Annotated in this window: 15 protein-coding genes and 1 pseudogene; 4 read left to right on the top strand and 12 right to left on the bottom strand. The window is 68.6% G+C overall.

Annotated elements, in window-relative coordinates:
* Positions 1–131: 131 nt before the first annotated feature.
* From J5V16_RS14390 to pruA, 8 genes are all read right to left on the bottom strand, one after another.
* A complete protein-coding gene (locus J5V16_RS14390; RefSeq protein ID WP_208497042.1) occupies positions 132–560 on the bottom strand; it encodes a protein-tyrosine phosphatase family protein in 429 nt (142 codons plus the stop codon).
* A 51-nt stretch (positions 561–611) separates the two neighbouring features.
* Positions 612–1,850 carry an MFS transporter gene (locus tag J5V16_RS14385; protein WP_208497041.1) on the bottom strand — a complete coding sequence of 413 codons (1,239 nt, stop codon included), beginning with the start codon at positions 1,848–1,850 and terminating at the stop codon, positions 612–614.
* A 66-nt stretch (positions 1,851–1,916) separates the two neighbouring features.
* The gene (locus J5V16_RS14380; RefSeq protein WP_208497040.1) at positions 1,917–4,277 is read right to left on the bottom strand and encodes a CHAT domain-containing protein; all 2,361 of its coding nucleotides are present in this window, start codon (positions 4,275–4,277) and stop codon (positions 1,917–1,919) included.
* A gap of 163 nt (positions 4,278–4,440) precedes the next feature.
* Positions 4,441–4,902 carry a hypothetical protein gene (locus J5V16_RS14375; RefSeq protein WP_208497039.1) on the bottom strand — a complete coding sequence of 154 codons (462 nt, stop codon included), beginning with the start codon at positions 4,900–4,902 and terminating at the stop codon, positions 4,441–4,443.
* 58 nt (positions 4,903–4,960) lie between these two features.
* Positions 4,961–5,578 carry an RNA polymerase sigma factor gene (locus J5V16_RS14370; protein WP_208497038.1) on the bottom strand — a complete coding sequence of 206 codons (618 nt, stop codon included), beginning with the start codon at positions 5,576–5,578 and terminating at the stop codon, positions 4,961–4,963.
* A 4-nt stretch (positions 5,579–5,582) separates the two neighbouring features.
* Positions 5,583–7,133: a S8 family peptidase gene (locus tag J5V16_RS14365; protein WP_208497037.1), complete on the bottom strand. Its 1,551-nt coding sequence runs from the start codon at positions 7,131–7,133 to the stop codon at positions 5,583–5,585.
* Between the two features lie 328 nt (positions 7,134–7,461).
* Positions 7,462–7,761 (bottom strand): DUF397 domain-containing protein, encoded by a 300-nt coding sequence (locus J5V16_RS14360; RefSeq protein WP_208497036.1) that lies wholly within the window; start codon positions 7,759–7,761, stop codon positions 7,462–7,464.
* A gap of 56 nt (positions 7,762–7,817) precedes the next feature.
* Entirely contained in the window at positions 7,818–9,443 is a 1,626-nt protein-coding gene (gene pruA / locus J5V16_RS14355; protein ID WP_208497035.1) for an L-glutamate gamma-semialdehyde dehydrogenase, read from the bottom strand.
* Between the two features lie 179 nt (positions 9,444–9,622).
* On the opposite strand from pruA, the gene J5V16_RS14350 reads away from it, so the two are divergent.
* A complete protein-coding gene (locus J5V16_RS14350) occupies positions 9,623–10,546 on the top strand; it encodes a hypothetical protein (RefSeq protein WP_208497034.1) in 924 nt (307 codons plus the stop codon).
* 47 nt (positions 10,547–10,593) lie between these two features.
* Here J5V16_RS14350 and J5V16_RS25740 read toward each other — a convergent pair.
* Together J5V16_RS25740 and secA are read right to left on the bottom strand one after the other, a co-directional pair.
* A pseudogene (locus tag J5V16_RS25740) lies at positions 10,594–10,941 on the bottom strand (DUF6912 family protein); the annotation flags it as partial.
* A 37-nt stretch (positions 10,942–10,978) separates the two neighbouring features.
* On the bottom strand, positions 10,979–13,876 hold the full coding sequence (gene secA / locus J5V16_RS14340; RefSeq protein WP_208497032.1) for a preprotein translocase subunit SecA: 2,898 nt from the start codon (positions 13,874–13,876) through the stop codon (positions 10,979–10,981).
* Between the two features lie 114 nt (positions 13,877–13,990).
* Between secA and J5V16_RS14335 the strand changes: the two genes are divergently transcribed.
* The 3 genes from J5V16_RS14335 to J5V16_RS14325 all read left to right on the top strand — a co-directional run bounded on the left by J5V16_RS14335 (position 13,991) and on the right by J5V16_RS14325 (position 17,389).
* Complete coding sequence (locus J5V16_RS14335; RefSeq protein ID WP_208497031.1) at positions 13,991–15,112, top strand: GNAT family N-acetyltransferase; 1,122 nt, start codon at positions 13,991–13,993, stop codon at positions 15,110–15,112.
* Positions 15,113–15,184: 72 nt separating this feature from the next.
* Positions 15,185–16,156 (top strand): GNAT family N-acetyltransferase, encoded by a 972-nt coding sequence (locus tag J5V16_RS14330; protein ID WP_208497030.1) that lies wholly within the window; start codon positions 15,185–15,187, stop codon positions 16,154–16,156.
* A gap of 84 nt (positions 16,157–16,240) precedes the next feature.
* Positions 16,241–17,389, top strand: a complete 1,149-nt coding sequence (locus J5V16_RS14325) for a L,D-transpeptidase (RefSeq protein ID WP_243901262.1) — start codon at positions 16,241–16,243, stop codon at positions 17,387–17,389.
* A gap of 158 nt (positions 17,390–17,547) precedes the next feature.
* Here the strand turns inward: J5V16_RS14325 and hpf are convergent, their stop codons facing one another.
* Together hpf and J5V16_RS25510 are read right to left on the bottom strand one after the other, a co-directional pair.
* Positions 17,548–18,216 (bottom strand): ribosome hibernation-promoting factor, HPF/YfiA family, encoded by a 669-nt coding sequence (hpf, locus tag J5V16_RS14320; RefSeq protein WP_208497028.1) that lies wholly within the window; start codon positions 18,214–18,216, stop codon positions 17,548–17,550.
* Positions 18,217–18,624: 408 nt separating this feature from the next.
* A complete protein-coding gene (locus J5V16_RS25510; RefSeq protein WP_208497027.1) occupies positions 18,625–19,266 on the bottom strand; it encodes a ComF family protein in 642 nt (213 codons plus the stop codon).
* Between the last annotated feature and the right edge of the window lie 76 nt (positions 19,267–19,342).

The following is a 19,342-nucleotide window of genomic DNA, read 5'->3' as shown; positions in this document are numbered from 1 at the left end:
CCTTCCGCGCGGTGACATGACCCTCCACGAATGTTCGGCAACGGCGAATTGATTGTACCGAACATTCGCGCAGCGGCCCCGGAAGCCGCGTCGCGGGTCGCGCAGCGACGCGTCGGCCGCTGGCGGGGTCGCTATGAAAAGCGGGCCACGAAGCGGGATTGCCAGGGGGTCTCCACTGCCTTCTTGGCGTAGTGGGCGCGGACGTAGGCGACCGCTTCGGCAGCCGGGACGCCGTCGAGGATCGCGAGGCAGGCGAGGGCGGTGCCGGTGCGGCCGTTGCCGCCGTGGCAGGCGAACTCGACGCGTTCGGTCTCGGCGCGGGTCCACGCGGTGCGGAGTTTCGCGGCGAAGTCGGCCTTGTCGCTGGGGAGGCGGAAGTCGGGCCAGCGGACCCACTCGGCTTCCCAGTCGACGGCCGGCGGCTCCTTGCCTAGGAGGTAGAGCGCGAAGTCGGGCGTCGGGCCTTCGGGGAGCGGCCGGGCGAGGCCGCGCCCGCGGACGAGGCGGCCGGAGGGCAGGCGGAGGACGCCAGGGGCGTCCGGGTCCCAGGTTTCGTTCATCCTCTGGAATCTACTGGGCGGCAACGACTCGCGCTTCGGCCGGAATGCCGGTCATGCGGGCTTCGCATTGAGGGTGTCTTCGTCGGGGATCTCGCGGAGCTTCCGCAGCGGCGTCCACAGGAGCGGGAGCGTCCCGGCGAAGAGCATCGCGGCCGCTATCAGAAGCGCGGCGCGGGCGCTCAGCAGCTCACCGGTGAGACCGCCGACGATCGAACCGACCGCGAGCCCCGCCCAGCAGATCACGCGCTGCGTCGCGCCGACGCGGCCCTGCATGTCGTCCGGGGTGACCGCCTGCCGGTAGCTGATGACGTTCACGTTGAATACGACGATCGCCGCCACGTAGACCACCTGCCCGAAGAAGGCCACCGCCGCGCCCCAGCCGGGACCGGAAGCTGCGACGATCGCCATGCCGGGACCCGAGATCGCCAGCGCCGCAATCGCAGTCGGGCCGACACCTGCTTTCGTCGAGATGCGGCCGACCAGCATCGCACCGAGCACCCCGCCGACACCCGAACCCGCGAGCACGAACCCGGCGACCTCGCTGGATTGGTCGGCTTCGCGGATGAGGAACACCATGAGCATCGCCTGGAACGCGCCGACGGAGAGGTTGCACCAGCAGCTCACGAGCAGGATGCTCCGCAGGACTGCGTCGCGGAAGATGAACTTGACCCCTTGGACGATCTCACTGCCCAGGTGCGGCTTCTCGGGCCGCTCCGGCTCTTCTTCCTGGAACTTGATGCGCGCGACCGAGAACGCGGAGACGGCGAACGACACCACCGCCACGACGATCGCGACCGGCGCGGTCAGGAGCGAAACCAGCGGACCAGCAGCGAGGGGTCCGCCGGTGTCGGAAGCCGACCTGATCCCCTGGATGCGGGAATTGCCGCTCGCGAGGCGCTTGTTGTCGATGAGCCTCGGCACGTAACTCGACTGGGCCACATCGAAGAAGACGGAGGTCAAGCCGAGCAGGAACATCGCCGCGAAGACGTGCACGGTCGTCAGGGCGTCGAACGCCCACGCGATCGGAACGCCCGCCATCACCACCGCGCGCAGGATCTCGCTGGTGACGATGATCGGCTTGTCCCGCAACCGGTCCACCCAGACGCCGACCAGCAGGCCGAACATCACCAGCGCGATCTGGTCCATCGCATACAGGATGCCGATCTGCGACTCGCTGAGGTCCAGGACCACGACCGCGATGATCGAGATCGAGAAGTACGCGACCTGGAGGCCGATCTGGCTCGCGCCGACTGAGGTGAAGATCCGCCGGTAGTCGGGATTGCGGACCATGGGCTTGGGCTCTGACTTAGGCGGGGTTTCGGTCATCTGGGGTGGACCTTCTCAGGGGTGTGCGGTTCACGCGCCGAACGCGACGAACGGATGCCACGGCCTGTGCTCGCCCACGGCCGCAAGGGCTTCAGCGGGGCTGGCACCTGCAACGCAGCGCTTGTGGTACTCGATCATCATCTCGGCGGCCATCTCGTCGGGAACTTTCGCAAGGCTCGAGACGACGGTCGAAGTTCCGGCGTGCAAGAGCGCCGCGGTGAAGCCGAGCGTTTCGTTGCCGACCGCGACGGTCGACCGACCGAGGTCGCAGGAGGAGAGCACGACATGGCCGGGGGGTTGATCGAGGCCGAGGAGCTCATAGGCGTTGAGCGGACCCAGACCGAAGTCGAGCCGGGAGAAGAGCACATTGTCAGGCTCGTGATGCCCATGGGCCGCAATGTGAGCGACAGCAGCATTGTCGAGCGCCTTTAGGACCATCTCAGGATCCGACTCATCGGCGGTGATCAGGTTGGCGCCCGGATAGAGGCCCGCAATCGTTTCAATCTCACCGCCGGCCAGGGACAGCGCTGGACCAGCCGCGACCAGAGCAGGACCGTCGGCGCGGGTTCGATGCACCGCGCGCCACCATGCTTCGGCCGAAGGAGAAATGGTCACGGCCCGACCGCGAAGGGGCGGCAACAACGGCCACGGCACCCAGTTGAGCTGGCTGTGCGGGACGATGACCACCTGCCGGTCGCCGACATAATCGGCGATCGGCTTCCAGATGCCGTCGGCGAGCGCGGTCGCATTTCGGCGGATCGCGCCTTCGACGCTCGCCTGGATACGGGGGTGAAGCCTCCGGCGGCTACCGAGCGCGTCGAGGTCCGCGCCCAGACGACGTTCGAGCTCCGTTGCCTCGTCAAGCGGCATCATCCACGTGAACTGGAGGCCGTCGCCCCCGGCGAGCACCGCACAGACCTTATTCGCGACCTCGAACATGTTGACCACGACCGTGTCCCGCGACTCGGCGAGATCTTGAATGGCATCGGGCGCGATGCGGTCGGCTCGTTTTCCCGAGCCAGGTTGCGCCCGCTCATGAGCGCGGATCTCCTCTTCGATCTCTTGGACCCGACTGCGCGCCTCGGCGTCGTCTCCGCCTTCGACCTGCAAATCCCAGAGCCGCTGGCGTGCTTGCCGAAGCTGACCGAGCGCTTCACGGGCCGCGGGATCGGTGCTGGGCTTGACCGGCGGAATTCGAAGCGCCTGGGCACGGCTGCGCTCGACCCACCACAGCATGTCCTCTGGGCCGCTGTGCCTGGCCACATGGCCGAGTCCCATGAACGCGAGCTGGATCCCGAGGGCCGAGGCCCCCGCCTGGAACTCGACCGAGCCGAAGGCCATCCGGTACTCATCGAGCAGATCGAGTCCGGCGAGCAGTTCGGGAAGGGGGTCGCGATCCTGCGCCACCGCGAGTTCAGCTTTGGCGAGATACCGCGCCAACTCTTCGGCCAGCGCATCGTGGCCTGGTCCACCGTGTTCGCCCTGGAGCACTTGTTCGACACCGTCGAACTCTCCAGCTTTGATCTTGGCGCGAGCGGCGAGGATCTTGGCCTGCTTGAGTCTGAGGGTCCAACCGCGCTGCTCCAGGGCATCGCACAGGCGCTGCACCTTATCCGCGAAGTCCGGGCCGTGCTGTCCCGAATCGAACTGCGCTTGGAGGATGAGGAGGCGGGCGAGGAACGCCATCGGCTCGTTCCCCTGGCTGTACAGCGAATCCATGGCCTGCCTGGCCCATCGGTCGGCCAGTTCGGATCGGTTGTCCTCAAAGGCGGCCAATGCCCGCCAGTATTCATCGATCGCCGCATTCCGAAGGTCCCCGGCGAGTCGATGCGCGGCTATGGCGTGTTCCCACCGCTCTGCTGCCTGCCGGTACATACCGACACTGAGCAACGCATGGGCGTAGGAGGCGTCGATGAAGGATTCAAGGTCCGGGGCGAGCTTCCGGAACTGATCTCTGGCCACGTCGAATGCTTTGAGCGCCTTGGTGACCTCCCCGAGATCGAGCAGGAGTAGAGCCTCGATATGGATGGCCCGTGCCCGGTTGACGGGTACGTCGATGTCGTTGTAGAGCTCGATCGCACGCCGGATGCTCTCCATTCCTTTGCGCAATTCACCCAGGTCTCTCCATACCAAGGCTCGATTGTAGAACGATGCCGCATAGAAGTTGTCGGGTCCGTATTCCGCCAGTAGCGGTTCGGCCAATTCGAACCAATGCAGCGCGTCGGACAGTCGACCGCTCTGCCATAGAATCAGCGCGCGCTGATGCAGCAGAATTCCCCGATCATCCGCGAAAGCCAAGATGTCGGCGAAGTCAAGCAGGCGCTGTCCCTCGGCCGAGTCGCCGAGGCTCGCTCGGTTGAATGCCATCACCATCAGGATTTTGGCGATCAAGCGTGCCTGCGCGGTCCCCGCTTCCGGGAGTCGTTCTTCGCTCCAATTCAGGAGTGCGAGGGCCTTCTCCAGAACTCCTGCGGATTCGGCAACTTGGCCGCGACGGCTGAGGCGCTGACCGCGTGTGAACAATCGCCAAGCACCCTGGAGCATTCTTCACATGCTACAGGCGGACCGCGGGCGTCACGACGACTGCCGGTAGGCCTATCCGCTGCAGTGCCTGTTCGGGCCGAATCACCAGTTGGAGCATCTGCCCCTCGGGTACGCCTTCGAGCGCGAATCTGCCGGACTCATCGGTTGCGGCCCTTCGCGAACCCTCGGGGCTCCTAAGTTCGACCTCATATATGCCTTCGGGCCCGATCCACCCGTCAAGACGAAGCCCCCCTGGCGCGGAGGGGCGCGGCGTCACCATCACGGTGACCGTCTCGCAGTCGAACGTGACCGAAGCCGGATCACCCTGACTGACCGCCAGTTCCGCGTCGCCCCGCATGGATACGAGTTCCCCGGCGCGCGATACCCTTGCCACTCTCGCGTCGAGTTCCGCTTCCAGTTCGAGTACGAACTGGACTCGCTCGTTCAGGTCCTCCGGGATCGGATCATGCCTGTGATGCAGTTCGTTGATCACTGACAAGATCCGCTCATCGCAGGAGTCCAATGGCTCGAATTCGCTCTGACTCTCGTCTTCAGGCCGCATTTTCATCCCGCTCCTCACCTGCGCTCCAGGACGGATCGTCCAGGAGCGTTCTCCTCAGTTTGTCCAAGCAGCGGCCCCGGGTTGGACCGATGCTCCCCCTTTTCATCCCCAATGCCTCGGCGATGACGTCGTAGTCGGGCCGGGCGACCGTCGCCACGAAGGCGAGCAGCCGCCGGCACCGCTCAGATTGGGCGAGGAAGGCGCGGCGCACGGCCTCTCGTTCAGCGACGCGGACGAGTCCGTCCTCGGCGCTTTCGAGGGTCCCTTCCTCCTGGATCTCGATCGGGTCGGCTATGACTTCGCGCCGCATGTGCCCGATCTGCTTCCAGGCCTCGCGGCTGACGGTGGTGAGCAGCCACTTGGTCAGCGCGCGAGGATGTTCCAGTTCTTTTTCGATGTGCCACAACCGAAGCCATGCGGTCTGCACAACATCAGCGGCGCGTTCACGGTCCAGTCCGGTGCGACGGGCCGCGCGCCACAGGACCTCGTTGAGCTCCGTGACGAGGGCCCGCTGCGCGATGCCGTCGCCGGCGCGCGCGGCGAGGTAGAGCCGCGCGCGCCTGTCATAGTCGACGGTGTCCACCGGGTGAGCCGAAATCGCGTTCATGGACTCAGGCTAGCTGCTTCTTCAACCGCTTCAACGCTTCGTGCGCACGCGCTGACGATTGGGCGGCACTGCCGACCTCGCTGAGCTCGGACTCCGACATCGCGTTCACGAGGAACGAAGCCGCGATCGGCGCCGCGAATGAAGTCCCGCTCCAGACGGCGTACCCGGCAGAGAAGTCGTCAGGGTCGTGGCTTTCCCTGTGGCGGTTGAGAATCGTGGACATGGCTCGGCGTTCAGGCATTCGCGAGCCCAAAGCCTCGCAGGGGTACGTGCTGACCAACCCGGCCCCGGTGGCGTAGCACGAGACCCAAGGGCCTTCATTGGAGAACATCGCGATCTTGCGGTTGGGGTTGAGCGCGCCGACGCTCAGGATCGGTGCGGTGTCCTCCGCCCTCGGGTGCGCCGCGAACGCCGCGGGATAGAAGGGGCGGTCCGACGACTGGTTCCCCGCGGCGGCGACCACTGGGACACCGAGTGTCGCGAGGCGTTGCACGGCATCCCCGATCCAGCCGCCGGGCTGGTCCTCCGGGTTCTCGTCTACGTAGCCCATTGCCAGGACTACCAGATCGACGCCGAACGCCTCGCGGTCGCCGTTTCGCGCCGCCTCGACTTGGTCTGCGACATGGTGTATGGCCGCGATGACCTCGTGCTCGTACGCCATGCCGTCGTTGTGGACGACGCGCAGCGAATAGACCTGCACGTCGGGCGACATCTGCCGAAGCAGCCCGGTAATGAAGGTGCCGTGGCCGAAGTGGCTGGCGACCTCGCCGATGAGGGTCGGCTCGTGGACCGGGCCTTCCCAGGGATCGTCGAGCGGGATCGCGGGCGAATCGGAGTGATCGCCGAGTTTCGCCTGGAAGGCGTGGTCGACCACTACGAAGGTGTCGTCGTGTTCAGTGCGGTCCGAGACGTCGAACGCGGGGTGGCGTACGGGGACACCGGTGTCCAGGACCGCGACGCGCAAGCGCCGGTCCAACTTTTGACGGACGGGCATGGGGTTGACCATGTCGACAGGGATGCGGCCGAGCGGGTGCGGATGTCCACCGCCGATGGGCGGCTCGCCACTGCCGATGCCGCCGCCGCCGCTCTTGGCGCAGATCATCAGGTGTTCAAGGCGAACCTTGTCGAGCAGCGCGCCCGGGAGGCTCTGCTCACCAGTGTCGGTGCGAAGTCGTTGGAGCAGCGACCAGGCGTCGACACCGGCCTGATCCCCGTGCATGGAAAGCACCGGGACTCGGTATGCGCCCTGCCCGGGCACAATCGTGCTCGCGGCCTGGCTCTCCATCTGCATTCCAGTGGGGCGGATCGCCTCTTCGAGCCTTTCGCGGGCCTCACTGTCGCGGATGACCGACTCGTCGACGAGCAAGCGGTCGTACCGGTAGATCGTGCCGATCGGTGCCGAGTGGCCCGCAGTGCGCATGACCTGTCCCGGGGCAAGGACGCGGCCGCCGTGGCGGTCCAGGGTCGCGTAGGAGAGTTCGGGGACGCCGCTCATGTGGTCGCGGCGGGGGTTGGGCTTCAGATGGGGTTCGTTATCGGCGAACACCAATCGCATGGGAGCTCCTCTGCTGGTCTCGGGGGTCTATGCGGTTGTCCGGTGAGGAGGGGGATCCTTCGCGATCCATTCTCCCCGCCCATCGCCATGCGCAGGGTTCTCGCGTGGCGCCGATAGGTCGGGAGGCATTCAGGCCCGGAATGCCGCGAACGCCACGGGCTGGCGCATATCGCGACTTTCACCAGGGAAGAGACCGCCGAGTCCGATCGGATACAAGAGATTCCCGAGAAATTCAGGTTGGCACGTTCCGGCGATGCGCAGAAGGTCCGGGAACGCGGACGGCCGCGCCGACAGGGAGCGTCGGCGCGGCCGCGCGTGCTTGCGGGGCTTACTTGTTCGCCGGAGCGTCTTCCTCGTCGTCTTCGATGATCTCGACGATGGGTTCGTCGTCCCAGGTCTCGATGTCGAACTCGCCGTCGCGGACGCCTTCGACGAAGGCCTCCCATTCGGACGGGGTGTAGATGAGGATGTCGCCTTCGGGGTCTTCGGCCATGCGGAGGGCGACCAGACCGTTGTCGGCGTAGCCGATCTCGAGCGCGGCGGGCGTGCCGTCCTCGTGGGTGGTGCGTTCCCAACGGGCCGTTGCAGTGTCGAACTCGCCCTTGAGCGGGTGCTCACGCTTCGTCATCGTCCAAGCATAGAAGGGCCCGGACCTCCCGGTCCGGGCCCCCTTTAGGCCAGGAGCTATCCCTGGTGCGGATAGCGGTAGTCCGTGGGCGGCAGGAAGTTCTCCTTGATGGAGCGGGGGCTGACCCAGCGGACCAGGTTCTGCCAGGAGCCGGCCTTGTCGTTGGTGCCGGAGCCGCGGGAGCCGCCGAAGGGCTGCTGGCCGACGACGGCGCCGGTGGGCTTGTCGTTGATGTAGTAGTTGCCGGCGGCGAAGCGCAGTTCCTCGCTGGCGCGGGCGATGGCGGCCCGGTCGGTGGCGAAGACCGCGCCCGTCAGGGCGTAGGGGGCGATGTCGGCGGCCTGGCGGACGACTGTGTCGAAGTCGGCGTCGTCGTAGACGTAGACGCCGTTGATCGGCCCGAAGTACTCGTCGGTGAACAGCTCGTGGGTCGGGTCGGTGGACTCGATGAGCGTGGGCTGGACGAAGTAGCCCTGCGAGTCGTCGGCCGAACCGCCGGTGACGACGGTGGCCTTCGCGTCCCCTTGGAGGCGTTCGAAGAGCGCGGCGTGCTTGGCGAAGGCGCGGTCGTCGATGACGGCGCCGCCGAAGTTGGCGAAGTCGGTGACGTCGCCGTAGGCGATGTCCCCGGTCATGCCGACGACGGCGTCCTTGAGGCCGCCGCGCCACAGCGAGGCGGGCACGTAGGTGCGCGAGAGCGCCGAGCACTTCTGGCCCTGGTACTCGTACGCACCGCGGACCATGGCGACGGCGAGCGCCTGGAGGTCGGCGCTCGGGTGGGCGACGATGAAGTCCTTGCCGCCGGTCTCGCCGACGAGGCGCGGGTAGGTGCGATACCCGGCGATGTTCCGGCCCACCGTCTGCCACAGGTGCTGGAAGGTCTTGGTGGAGCCGGTGAAGTGGATGCCGCCGAGGTCGGGGTCGAGGAGCGCGGTCTCGCTGTTGGCGCCGACGCCGGTGACCATGTTGATGACGCCGTGCGGGAGGCCGGCCTCGAGGAGGACCTTCATGACGAAGTGGGCGGCGAACTGCTGGGTCGGCGAGGGCTTCCAGACGACCGTGTTGCCCATGAGGGCCGGGGCCGTGGGGAGGTTGCCGGCGATCGCGGTGAAGTTGAAGGGCGTGATGGCGAGGACGAACCCGTCGAGCGGCCGGTGGTCGGTGCGGTTCCACAGGCCCCTGGAGGAGTTCGGCTGCTGCCGGTAGATGCCTTCGGCGAAGCTGACGTTGAAGCGCAGGAAGTCGATGAGCTCGCACGCGGCGTCGATCTCGGCCTGCGCGGCGGTCTTGGACTGGCCGAGCATGGTCGCGCCGTTGAGGACGTCGCGGTAGGGGCCGGCGATGAGTTCGGCGGCGCGCAGGAAGATCGCGGCGCGGTCGGCGAAGTCGGTGCGGATCCAGTCGTGGCGGGCGGCCTTGGCGGCGGCGACGGCGTCGGCCCATTCGGCGGCGGTGGCCTCGCGGGTGGTGCCGAGGACGTGGGCGCGGTTGTGGGGCTGCACGACCTTGATCTCGGCGCCGGTGCCGCGCCGCCACTCGCCGGAGATGTTGAGGTCGAGGTCGAGCTGGGTGCCCGCGAGTTCGGCGAGGGTCTTCTGGAGGCTTTCGCGCTCAGGGGTGCCCGGTGCGTACGTATTGACCGGTTCGTTCTCCGGAGTGGGAACCGTAAACAAGGCGTCCATCGCGCCCTCCCGTCGAATCGATGGCTGTTTCGATGATAAGTCTTTGATCAAGAGGCTACAAGGTGCGATGCCCTGCCGCCATCCTCGCACAGATCGAGGGCTGCGACCTGGTGCGATGCCAAGAAAGGAAGGCCCTGGTGTGATGCAGCCGCCCGAACGGCGATACGTACTCTGGGCTGGTGACTGAAACGCAGGAAGCACAGGCGCAGGAGCAGGAGACCGGGCGGCGCGCGGAGGCCCCGCCCGCGGCACGGCCGGGGCGCGTCGCGCTGTGGGTGCTCGGCGTCGCGGCGGTGCTCTCGCTCGCCGGGGTCGTCTTCTCGCTCTACCAGCTCACCGGCATGGCCGACGGGCTCGACGACACCGGCGTCATGCTCCTGGCCAACAGCCTCTTCAGCCCCATCATCGTGGCCGCGTTCGCGGGCGCCGTCGCCGGCGTCGTGACCCCGCGTCTGCTCAGGGGCCCGCAGCGGGCGCTCACCGCGCTCGGGTTCACCGTGGTCGGCCTCGCCGTCGGCGCGGTCGCATATGCGAGCTTCGCCGTGGACGCCTCGATCGCGCTGGTCCTGGCACTCGTCCTGTTCGGGTCCGCGATCATCGGCGGCCTGTTCGCTCTGCCGAAGCGCGGCACCACCGTCGTCGCCGGGCTCAGCGCCACCCTGCTGCTCCTGGTCTTCATGTTCGCGCGCGGCCTGTTCGAGGCGGCCACCTCGGTGAGCCTGTTCTCCGACCCGCTCGACCAGTACGGCGCGCTCGGCCGCGCCCTCCCGTTCATCGCCGGGCTCGCCTGCGGCGTCTGCGCATTCCTCTACCTGCGCAAGAAGAAAGCGGGCGTGAAGCTCCTCGGCCACCTCGTCGCCGGGGCGACCCCGGGCGCGATCTGGCTGGCGGCCACCGTGATCGCCCAGATCGGCGTCGAAGTGCTCCTCAATGTGGGCCTCGACGAAGTCTCGCCGCTCGACACCGCGTTCCTCGCGCTCAGCTTCCAGTGGCAGTACAACGGCTCGATGACCGCGATGTTCGCGGGCGCGCTCTGCGCGGTCCTCGCCTTCGGGCTGCTGCTGCCGAAGGCCCCTAAGGCCAAGGCCGCCAAGAGTTCCTGAAGCTCCGAAGGGGCGTACCAGTCGAGCACGTTCGACTCGATCAGCTCGAGGTCGGGCTCGCCGGTGGCGAGCTCGGCCGCGATCTGCACGGCCGCGGCGGCGTCGTCCATGTGGATCGCCGCCACTTTCTTCAGATTCACCGTGCCGTCGAATCTGGCGGCCGTGCCCCCCGGCTTCTCCGACACGAGGTCGTCCGGGACGTCGGCCGAGATCACCACCCGCCGCGGCGCCTGGTCGACGAGTAGCGCGACCGAGGCCAGCGCCGCATCGGCGAACGCCGTGTACTCCAGGTCCTCCACGTCCGCGCCGGGCGCCTCGCGCTCCAGCCAGGACGTCACCGTGTGGACGTCGAGGACCGGCTTCACCTCGCCGTGAAGGGCGAGGTGAGCCAGCATCTCCGCGTTCGCGGGCACGTAAATACGGGTCATGCCCTTAGTTTGCGGCTCCGCCGGGGGCCCCGTGGCAGCGCTTGTACTTCTTGCCCGAACCGCACGGGCAGGGCTCGTTCGGCCCGACCTTCTCGGACTGGCGCTGCTGCGGGTTCGCCTGCTTCGCGGGAGGCGCGGTCGACGCCTTGCGCGGACCGGCCGAGCGGGCCGACTTCGGGGCGACCTTCGCCGCGCCCTTCGAGCCCGCGCCCGGCGTGCGCTTCACGGCGCGCTTCTGGCCGGGGACCGGCTTCGGCGGGCGCTTGAACACCGAGCCGTCCTCGGTCGTCGTCTGCTGCTCCACCCCGGAGGCCGAGTCGATCGACGGCGCCGACTGCACCAGCATCTCCGGCTTGCGCAGCGGCTCCAGTCCCCGGATCTGGGCCTCGGGCTCGGCCGTGCCCTCGGTCTTCTGCTTCAACTCGGCGTTCATGAGGAACCGGACCGACTCCTCCTTGATGCCGTCGAGCATGGTCTGGAACATGTCGAAGGCCTCGCGCTGGTACTCGATGACCGGGTCGCGCTGCGCGTACGCCCGCAGGCTGATGCCCTGCTTGAGGTAGTCCACCTCGTACAGGTGCTCGCGCCACTTGCGGTCGATCGTCTGCAGCAGGACGCGGCGCTCGAGCTTGCGCAGGACCTCCTCGCCGAACTCCTCCTCGCGGGTGGCGTAGACGGCGTGCGCGTCCTCCTTCACCGCGGCGAGCAGGGTCTCGGCGTCCAGTTCGGACAGGCCGCCGGCCTTCTTCACGAGCTCCTTGTGGGAGATCTGGATCGGGTAGAGCTGCTTGAACGCGCTCCACAGCTCGTCCAGGTCCCAGTCCTCGGCGTAGCCGTCGCTGGTGGCTCCCGCGACGTAGGCCTCGAGCGTGTCGTCGATGAAGTGCCCGATCTGCTCGGAGACGTCCTCGCCGTTGAGCACCTTGCGCCGCTCGTCGTAGATGACGGTGCGCTGGTTGTTCATGACCTCGTCGTACTTGAGGACGTTCTTGCGGATCTCGCCGTTGTGGCCTTCGATCTGCGACTGCGCCGACTCGATCTGGCGCGACACCATCTTGGAGATGATCGGGACGTCGTCGGGGACGCGCAGCCGGTTCATCATGGCGCGCACCGCATCGGCGTTGAACCGCTTCATGAGGTCGTCGGAGAGCGAGAGGTAGAACCGCGACTCGCCCGGGTCGCCCTGGCGGCCGGCGCGGCCGCGCAGCTGGTTGTCGATGCGCCGCGACTCGTGGCGCTCGGTCCCCAGCACGTACAGGCCGCCCGCGTCCTTGACGTCCTCGGCCTCGGCCTTGGTGGTCTCCTCGAACTTCGCGAGGGCCTCTTCCCAGGCGGCCGCGTAGGTCTCCTCGTCGGCCTCGTCGATGCCGCGCGCCCGCAGGTCGGCGGCGGCCAGGTACTCGGGGTTGCCGCCGAGCATGATGTCGGTGCCGCGGCCGGCCATGTTGGTGGCGACGGTGACGGCGCCGCGCTGGCCCGCCTGGGCGATGATGTCCGCTTCCTTCGCGTGGTTCTTCGCGTTGAGGACGTTGTGCGGGATGCCGCGCTTGCGCAGGAACTGGCCGAGCATCTCGGACTTCTCGACCGAGGTGGTGCCGACGAGGATCGGCTGGCCGGTCTCGTGGCGCTCGGCGATGTCGTCGACGACCGCCTGGAACTTCGCTTCCTCGGTCTTGTAGATGACGTCGGACTGGTCCTTGCGGATCATCGGCTTGTTCGTGGGGATCGGGATGACGCCCATGCCGTAGACGTTGTTGAACTCCGCCGCTTCGGTCTGCGCGGTACCGGTGATGCCGCCGATCTTGTCGTACATGCGGAAGTAGTTCTGGAGGGTGGTGGTGGCGAACGTCTGGTTCTCCTGCTTGATGTCCACCTTCTCCTTGGCCTCGATGGCCTGGTGGATGCCCTCGTTGAAGCGGCGGCCGGGCAGGACGCGGCCGGTGAACTCGTCGACGATGAGGACTTCGTCGTTCTCGGAGACGATGTACTCGCGGTTGCGCTCGAACAGCTCGTGCGCCTTGATCGCGTTGTTGAGGTAGCCGACGAGCGGGGTGTTGACCGAGTCGTACAGGTTCTCGATGCCGAGGCGGTCCTCGACGCGGGCGACGCCGAGCTCGGTGATCGCGATGGTGCGCTTGCCCTCGTCGACCTCGTAGTGCTCGTCGCGCTTCATGGTGCGCACGATCTCCGCGAACTCCTTGTACCAGCGCGGCGTGTGCTCGGCGGGGCCGGAGATGATGATCGGCGTGCGGGCCTCGTCGATGAGGATCGAGTCGACTTCGTCGACGAGGGCGAAGTTGTGGCCGCGCTGCACGAGGTTCTCGGCCGAGCTGGTCATGTTGTCGCGCAGGTAGTCGAACGCGAGCTCGTTGTTCGTGGAGTACGTGATGTCGCAGTTGTAGGCCGCGCGGTGCTTCTCCGCGCCCTCGCCGGGGAGGACGACGCCGACGGTGAGGCCGAGGAAGCGGTGGATCTCGCCCATCCACTCCGCGTCGCGGCGCACCAGGTAGTCGTTGACGGTGACCTGGTGGACGCCCTTGCCGGTGAGGCCGTTGAGGTAGACCGGGAGCGTGGAGACGAGCGTCTTGCCCTCACCGGTCTTCATCTCGGCGATGTTGCCCTGGTGCAGGGCCGCGCCGCCCATGAGCTGCACGTGGTAGTGGCGCATCCCGCGGACGCGCTTGGCGGCCTCGCGGACGGTGGCGAACGCCTCGGGCATGAGGTCGTCGGTGGTCTCGCCGTCCTTCAGACGCTCTTTGTACTCGTCGGTGAGCGCGCGGAGCTCCGCGTCGGTCATCGCCTCGTACTCGTCCTCCAAGGAGTCGACCGCATCGGCGATCGCGTTGAGTCGCTTGAGCGCACGGCCCTCGCCGGCTCGCAGTACCTTCTCGAACAACGACACGGAAGATCAGCTCCCACAGCAACGTCTCGGCCAAATCGGGTGGATTTCCCGGTCAATAGTACGCGTAGTCGGCGGCTGGTCCCGATGGCCGCCGGTGGGGCACAATCGTTGCCTATGGAACCCGTCACCCTCACCGCCGGCGGCCTGCGGCTCGTCGCGTGGGAGCAGCGCCACATGGCCGATCTCGCGAGGATCTACGCCGACCCGCTCATCGAGCGGTTCCTCGTGATGCCGCTGCCGTGGTCGGGTACGGCGCGGGAGCGGTTCGTGTGGCTGCAGGAGCGGCACTGGCAGAGCGGGAACCCGCGCTGGGCGGTGGAGGACGGGAGCGGGCGGCTCGTGGGCTCGATGGCGTTGACGAAGTCGTTCCCGTACGAGCTGACGATCACGTACGTAACGGCGCCGTGGGCGCGTGGGCGGGGTGTGGCGCAGCGGGCGATCCGCGCGGCCGTCCAGTTCGGGTTCGACAATCTGGGCGCCAAGCGCATCGCGTGGGACGCGATCGTGGGGAACCACGCCTCGCGCCTGGCGGCGGTGCGCACCGGGTTCACCGTGGAGGGCGTCGCCCGCAACGGGGTGTACCAGCGGGGCGTCTCGCGCGACTGCTGGGTGGGCGGGATCCTGCCGGGCGAGGTGCGCGGGCCCGACAGCCCGCCCGAGCACTACGGGATCCTGAAGCGGCAGGCCGGGTTCTTCCTGGCCGAGCGGGGCGAGCTGGAGACCAGTGCGGCGGGGCTGCGGCTGCGGCCGCTGCTGGAGAAGGACCTGGACGACCTGGCCGCGACCTGCGACGACGCCGAGGTGCAGCGGTGGACGACGGTGCCGGGCCCGTACACGCGGGCGATGGCCGACCACTGGTTCGCGTTCTGCCGGGACGCGTGGGACCGGGGCGAGCGGGTGCTCTACGTGCTCGCGGACGCCGACGACCGGTACTGCGGTTCGGTGGAGTTCAACTTGCGCGCGCCGGGCGAGGCCGAGATCGGCTACTTCTGCTCGCCGTGGGCGCGGGGCCGGGGCTGGATGACGGCGGCGGTGCGGCGCCTGTGCGAGCTGGGCTTCGAGGAGCTGGGGCTCGAGCGGATCGAATGGCGCGCGGTGGTCGGCAATGACGCGTCGCGGCGGGTGGCCGAGAAGGCCGGGTTCGCGATCGAGGGCACGCGCAAGGGCCTGCGGCACGGCGACGACGGCCGGCTCGACTCGTGGGTCGGCAGCCGCCTCAGGGAGGACCTGGCCTGAGTCCCGCCCGGAATGTGAATCGTCTTCCGGGAATGGTTGACGGCAGGGCGTCGCCCCTGCTTGGCTGAGGGCGTGTATGACTTCGCGCCCGTCGAGTCGGCGGCGTTCTCGCTGCGACCCGCGCCTGAGGACGTGAAGGTCGACTGCGGGTTCGCACCGGACGCGATCGCCGTCGGCCCCGAGGGCGAGGCCGTCTGGGGCGCGCTCGGGTTCGCGCAGGACGGCGGCACGGTGTTCGTGCGGTTCTGGGTCGCGCCCGAGCGGCGCGGCAAGCACCTCGGCGCGGCGATGCTGCGGGCGGCCGCCCCGGACGTCTTCGCCGGCGGCGCGAAGCGCCTCGAAGCGCGGCCGCCGGTGCGCGACCAGGCCGCGATCCGGGCGGGCCTGCGGGCCGGGTTCCGGATCGAGGGCGGCGTGGCGCGAGGCGCGGCCTGGGACGGCACCGAGGCGCTGACGCTCGGGCTGCTGCCCGGCGACGGCCCCGGACCGTTTCCACGCGTGCTGCCCGACCTCCCGGACGGGTCCCTGCGCGACGAGGTGATCGCGCTGCGGCCCCTGACGCCGGACGACTACGAGGCCCACCTGCGGCACCGGTCGCGGCCCGAGGTCTACTCCGGTTCGGTCCTGCCGCTGCCGCCCAGCGCCGCCGAGGCCCGCGAGGTCTGCGAGTGGCGGGCGGCGGTCGCGTGGCTGCGCGGGCGCAGCGCCCTCATGGTCATCGACGACGGCGCGGGGTACCAGGGCACGATCGGCCTCTACGACGTCGCGCGCGTCGTCGGCACCGGCATGATCGGCTACGACCTGCGGCCCGAGACGCGCGGTCGCGGGTACGCGACGCGGGCGGTGCGACTGGTCCGGCAGTGGGCGTTCAGGGAGGTCGGACTCGACCGTGTGTGGGCCGGCACTGATATTCACAACACAGCGTCGCAAGCCGTGCTCCGGCGGGCGGGATTCCGCCTGGAAGGGGTCGAGAGAGGCGGTCTGCCGACCGTCGCGGGACGGCGGCGGGACACGCTCCTGTGGGCTTCGCTAAGTAGCGATTGACATGCAACCCAACCGGTAGGGCCAAGCGTCGAAGCTATAGTGATCCAGTCACTTCGCTTTGTGGAGGAACCCCCGTTGAAGCTCATGCCCGCCCGCGCACTGGCGGTGCTGTCCCTGCTGCTCATGGCCGGGGCCTGCGCCGCCCCCCAGACGGGGACGTTCACGCCGGCGCCGATCGTCCCGGCGGTGTCGATGGACGCCGTCGAAGACCAGGACCCGACCGCTCCGTTCACGCTCTCCGTCGTGGACGGCATCCTCGAAGAGGTCAACGTCACCTCCGACCGCTCCGAGACCATCGAGGGCGCGTTCTCCGAGGACCTCACCTCGTGGACCTCTGAAGGCATCATGGACGCCGGGTCCACCCACACCGTGGTCGCGAAGGCCGTCAGCTCGGACGGCACCGTCACCGAGTTCGAGCAGCAGTTCACCACCCAGGCCCGCGAGAGCTCGGGCTTCGAGGTCGCCGACGTCACGCCGGTGGCCGAGGGCGAGGAGGTCGGCGTGGGCGCGCCGATCATCGTGACCTTCACCGAGGACGCCCCCGACCGCGCCGCCGTCGAGCGGCTGCTGATCGTCGAGTCCGAGAAGGGCCACGAGGGCGCCTGGCGCTGGATCGACGACGACACCGTGATCTACCGGACCAAGGAGTACTGGGAGGGCCACCAGACGGTGACCTTCACCGCGGACTTCGAGGGCGAGTTCCTGGGCGACGACACGTGGGGCGGCGAGGACTACACCGCGCAGCTGAAGATCGGCGAGGCCAACATCTCCCGCGCCGACCTCGACTCCCACACCATGACCGTCGAGGTCGACGGCGAGGTCGCCCGCACCATCCCGATCAGCGGCGGCTCCGGCGCCGAGTACGAGTACTACACCGCGACCGGCACGCACCTGGTGATGGAGAAGTTCGAGAAGAAGACCATGGTCTCCCCCGGCAAGGAGGAGGGCGACGAGGGCTACTACTCGACGGACGTCAACTGGGCCACCCGCATCAACGCCACCGGCGAGTTCGTGCACGGCGCCCCCTGGAACGGCAGCCTCGGCGAGGCGAACCTCTCGCACGGCTGCCTGAACGCCAGCGAGTCCGACGCCGAGTGGTTCTACCACATGGCGCAGCGCGGCGACCCGGTCGAGGTCGTGGGCGAGTCGTCCCCGCGCCCGATGCCGTGGGACAACGGCTGGGGCTACTGGGTGATGTCCTACGACGAGTGGAAGGAAGGCTCGGCCCTCTAGCGAGCCGGACCCCCTGACCGCACCCCCAGACATGGATCGAGGCCCCGGGCGACAACGCCCGGGGCCTCGTCCCGTCCGGATGCCACCCCTCAACAACATCCGGACCGAAGAGGAAAGTCCCCCCTCTTCACCGCCGCGCGGCGGCGGTCCCGTAGTGGCTAGAGGTCGAGCCGCAGCAGGCCGTAGTCGAAGGCCCGGCGGCGGTAGACGACCGACGGGCGGCCGCTCTCCTTGTCGTGGAACAGGTAGAAGTCGTGGCCGACCAGCTCCATGTTCTGGAGGGCGTCGTCGACGGTCATCGGCTCGCCCGGGTGGATCTTCTCGCGGACGATCCGGCCCGGCAGGTGGTCCTCGACGAGGCCGTCGAAGTGGTCGACGTCCTCGGAGATGAAGTGCGCGGCTGCCACGTCCCTGACCGGGGACTCGGCGAGCAGGGTGCCGTTGACGGCGCCGTTGCTGCCGTTGGAGGTCGCCTGGGACACCGACATCGGGGCTTTGGTGCCGCCGCGGTGGACGCGCTTGCGGTCGGTGTTCTTGCGGAGCTGGTGCCCGAGCTTGGTCACCGCGAGTTCGAAGGCGGAGCGGAAGTCCGCGGCGCAGGCCTCGGCTCGCATCACCGTCCCCTTAGGACGGCAGGTGATCTCCACTCGCTGGGCGTGGTCAGCCTGGCGGGGATTGGGCTCGTGATAGAGCTCGACGTCGATATCGATCGCTTCCCCGTCGTAACGGGCGAGGTACTTGGCGATCTTGGATTCGATCTTCTCCTCGACGAGCTCGCGGTAGTGGTCGGGAACCTCCACGTTGCGGCCCTTGACGACGATGTCCACCTCTGAACCTCCCAGGTGCATCCTGCTCTGCGACGGCGGGATGCGAACGAAGTTGTGCATGCTGGGTCCGGAGCCGATGGTCCGGTACGGCGGAAGGAGCGACCTCCTCTCACGGATGGAACGACCAGGGATTCCGCACCACTGGAATTGGGGGCGTTCACCTTTCGGCCATCTGACCTCTGTCGTCTCGTTACCGATCTGAGATTTCGAGACTAACGCTTCACTCACCGAAAGTCGACCCTTCGGCTACCGGAATTCTCCAATGCGAATGGGCACGCCCGCGCGAAATCGCGCGGACTGGCGAATGCGGCTCGCGTTCGCGGACGAAGGGGGCGCACGCGGCCTGTCGCCTTGCCGACACCGGGAGGGGTACCCGCCGGTACCGCCACATGAACCACTCCGGCCCCACTATGCGGCGGCCACCGTGACGGCGGCGGGCACCCGCACTCCCGCGCCCCGCAGCACCCGGGCGGCGGCGTCGAGGGTGGCGCCGGTCGTCACGATGTCGTCCACGAGGATCACCGGGCGGCCGGTCGCCGCCAGGGCCGCGAGGCGGCGCGGGACGGCGTGCAGGCTCGCGGCGGCCGCAGCGGCGCGCTGGCGCGGGGCGAGGCCCACCGAGTCGGGCCGGGGCCGGGCACGCAGCACCCGGTGGAGGTCGCCGTGGCCGGCGCAGGCGGTGGCGACGTGGTCGAAGCCGCGGGCGCGACGGGCGGCGCGCGTGGGCGGAATCGGGACGAGGACGGCGTCGGGGACTTCTGCGGCCGCGACCGCCAGCGCCCGGGCGAGGACGGCCCCGAGCGCGGGGGCGAGTTCGCGCCGCGAGCGCTCCTTGTACTCGTTGAGGGCTTCGGCGAGCGCCCCGGCGTAGGGTCCGCCCGCGACGACGGGCGGCGCGGTGCGCACGGCCGGGGCGGCGAGGAGCGGGCGGAGGGCGAGCAGGTCGGCGGTGCAGTCGGCGCACAGACCGCTGCCCGCCGCCGGCGCGCTCCGGCAGGAGGCGCAGGCGGCGGGCAGGAACAGGTCCCGTGCGTTCTCGGTGAGTCTCACCGGGGACTAACGAGGCTGGGGGCGTGGCGGGCACCCCCGGGGCGGGGGCCGCCCGGCCCCCCCGCGGCGCCGCCCC

It is taken from the genome of Glycomyces niveus, from assembly GCF_017592475.1.
GTDB lineage: Bacteria > Actinomycetota > Actinomycetes > Mycobacteriales > Micromonosporaceae > Glycomyces > Glycomyces niveus.
Note: the sequence above shows the minus strand (reverse complement) of the source record. Positions and strands in the feature narration are given on the sequence as shown.